Annotated in this window: 2 protein-coding genes; one reads left to right on the forward strand and one right to left on the reverse strand. The window is 48.5% G+C overall.

The annotated features are described in order from the left end of the window. Nucleotides 1-117: 117 nt before the first annotated feature. Nucleotides 118-954, forward strand: a complete 837-nt coding sequence (locus tag HPY90_RS15745; protein WP_287195911.1) for an Mrp/NBP35 family ATP-binding protein — start codon at nucleotides 118-120, stop codon at nucleotides 952-954. A gap of 260 nt (nucleotides 955-1,214) precedes the next feature. Here the strand turns inward: HPY90_RS15745 and HPY90_RS15750 are convergent, their stop codons facing one another. Further along, nucleotides 1,215-2,555 carry a transposase gene (locus tag HPY90_RS15750; protein WP_287195913.1) on the reverse strand — a complete coding sequence of 447 codons (1,341 nt, stop codon included), beginning with the start codon at nucleotides 2,553-2,555 and terminating at the stop codon, nucleotides 1,215-1,217. Nucleotides 2,556-2,676: the final 121 nt, after the last annotated feature.

The raw sequence follows: 2,676 nt of genomic DNA on the forward strand, positions 1-2,676 counted from the left end.
TAGGTTTTCTCCCCAGCAATAATAACCAGCGGCAATAATTATTGACATATGTCCATAACAGGTGTATGCTATTCCCGGTGTTAACTGCTAGAAGAAACATGACAAGGAGGATTAGACATGTCGGAATGCACAGGCAGCTGCAGCAGCTGTGAAGAAAAGGAGCAGGGTCGTTGCACCGGCGAACAGCAGGGCAAGGCGTCCGTACTTAATCACGTCAAACGCGTTATTGCGGTGATGAGCGGTAAGGGGGGAGTAGGCAAGTCGACAGTAACGGCCCTGTTAGCTGTGGCCTACAATAAAAAGGGATACAAGGTTGGAATACTTGATGCCGATATTACCGGTCCAAGCATACCAAAGCTATTTGGTATGAATTCCGCTCCGCCGGTTACTGAATTCGGCATACTGCCCCCCAGGAGCAAACAAGGGATCGAGATCATATCCATGAACCTGTTATTGCCCAGTGAGGACGAACCCGTAATCTGGCGCGGGCCTATAATCTCCGGGGCGATCAAGCAGTTCTGGGAGGAAGTCGTCTGGGGCGATTTGGACTACCTGTTTGTAGACCTGCCGCCGGGCACGGGAGACGCCCCGCTGACGGTTATGCAGACGCTTCCTTTGCATGGGGTGGTGGTTGTCACTTCCCCGCAGGACCTGGCGCAGATGGTGGTCCGCAAGGCGGTAAAAATGGCCCAAAAGATGAAAGTGCCCTTGCTGGGGATTGTGGAAAACATGAGCTTCATGGAGTGCCCCGACGGCCGGCACAGGTTGTTCCCGTTCGGCGAAGGCAAGGCCGGCCTGATCAGCCAGGAATTCAACATCCCGCTGGTGGGAACGCTCCCCCTGGACCCGTCGCTAAGCAGCCTGGGGGATGAAGGCAAAATCGAGGAGTCTCCGGCAGCGGATTTGTTGAAAATCGACGTCCTGACGGACCGGGCAAACACAAACGGCAAATAACAACAAAGCCGCCGTCCAACAGGCGGCTTTTACTACTACTGTGCGCTTGGCTGATGCTTTAACAAGACCCGACAAAATGATAAGATATAAGTATAGGCGCTTGCAAAACTAATGTTCTTTAAAGAATCAAAATGGACCTTATACCGAATCGAAATCCTTTAACTGGACAAATGGAATTAAGATACTGTTGCACCAAGTATCGAAGAAAAGATAACCAAAAGGCGCGGCTATATCGACAAAATTGGGGAAGCAAACTTGCCTTAAGCGACAAGCCAACGTATAGACCTTACTTTACCGCAGAGCTTGGCTCTCAAAGCGATTAAAGCGACAAGGTTTTGAGCGATAGCTGCCAGGACAAGATCACAATAAGCACTGTCAAAGTCCGTCACCGTTAATCGGCCAAGCATCAAGGGGAGCTTTAGCCGGGAGATGGCTTGCTCCACGGCAATGCGCAAAAGGTAGATTTTCTTCCATAGCTCAGAGTTCCTGGGGATAGGAGTATTTTTTCGGTAGTTGTCCTGGGGATAAGTGTAAACCATCCGTCCACTTTTAGAGGGGGTACAGGGGTCTTGACAGGTGCAAGTATAACCCTTTTTTCCCGGTTTACTCAAGGGGCAGAGCCATTTAATACGGTTTCTGGATTTACAGAAGCCAGCGTATTTAAACTTTAGGGATGGATTTTGAGGGCACACTGGTACTCCCTCGGGAGCGATACCGGGGTCAGGCAACTCTTTAGTATTGCGGGGATTGAGGTTAATAACTGGCTTAAGGTTGCAATCCTGCACCAGGTAACGGAAGTTTTCCATACTGTCGAACCCGGCGTCGCCAGCAAAAAACTCGTAATGGCAAAGTTCATGATGCTGCCGGAAATCTTCCATAACCGGTTTTAACACCAGCGAATCTTTTTGACCTTCAAACAGCATCACATTACGGACGAGGCCTTGCCCGTCAGTCAGGATAGCAGCGGTATAGGCATAAGCGAATTTACCGTTAGTGTAAATAAGTTTGGCCGTTGGGGCGGCCTTGGCATGTTTAGGCATTTTGGCAATGGTCAGGGCATAAATCTCGTTTTCCGGTTTTTCCGGGGCTCCCTTCTCGACCTGGTTTTTCAAGGAATAAAAAAACTTAGGGTTATTTTCTCTTACCGGCACTTCTAAGCCGGTGGTGTCCAGGACGAGAAGGGAAGCCGCAAAAGGGTCGAGCTCTTTTAAGTAAGGGTCGGTTAGTTCTACCAAACGGTCTAAGATTTTTTTAAGTTCCTGGGGCCCGATTTTATCTTTAAACCTCGAGAAAGTAGCGGGGTCAGGAACGTTTTGAGTAAAACCACAAAACTCTCTCAGGGGCTCGGACAATTCAAGGAAAGTAACCAAAAGTTCAACTGTGGGAATGGATAAGATCTTCTGGAGGATTAGGGCAGATAACATGGACGCTAAAGAATAAGGGGGGCGACCAGTTGATTTGTAGTAAGCCAGCTTAACCTCTAAGGGGATGATCTCTTCTATGTCTACGTAATCGTTGAGCATTTTCAGTTTATCGTTGTTTGACGCCTGTTCAAATTCCTCGCAGAGATCAACTAAGGAAATTTGCTTATACTTGGGCAACAGGGGTTCACCTCCAGAGTAATTTCTTCTATGTATTTTCGATGAAACTGGAGGAAACCCTGCTTTAAAAGCCTGCAAAATACCTTGTCTATCAAGACCTCTGGGGTTTTGCAGGAGGCTA

This window comes from Syntrophothermus sp., assembly GCF_013314835.1.
GTDB lineage: Bacteria > Bacillota > Syntrophomonadia > Syntrophomonadales > Syntrophothermaceae > Syntrophothermus > Syntrophothermus lipocalidus.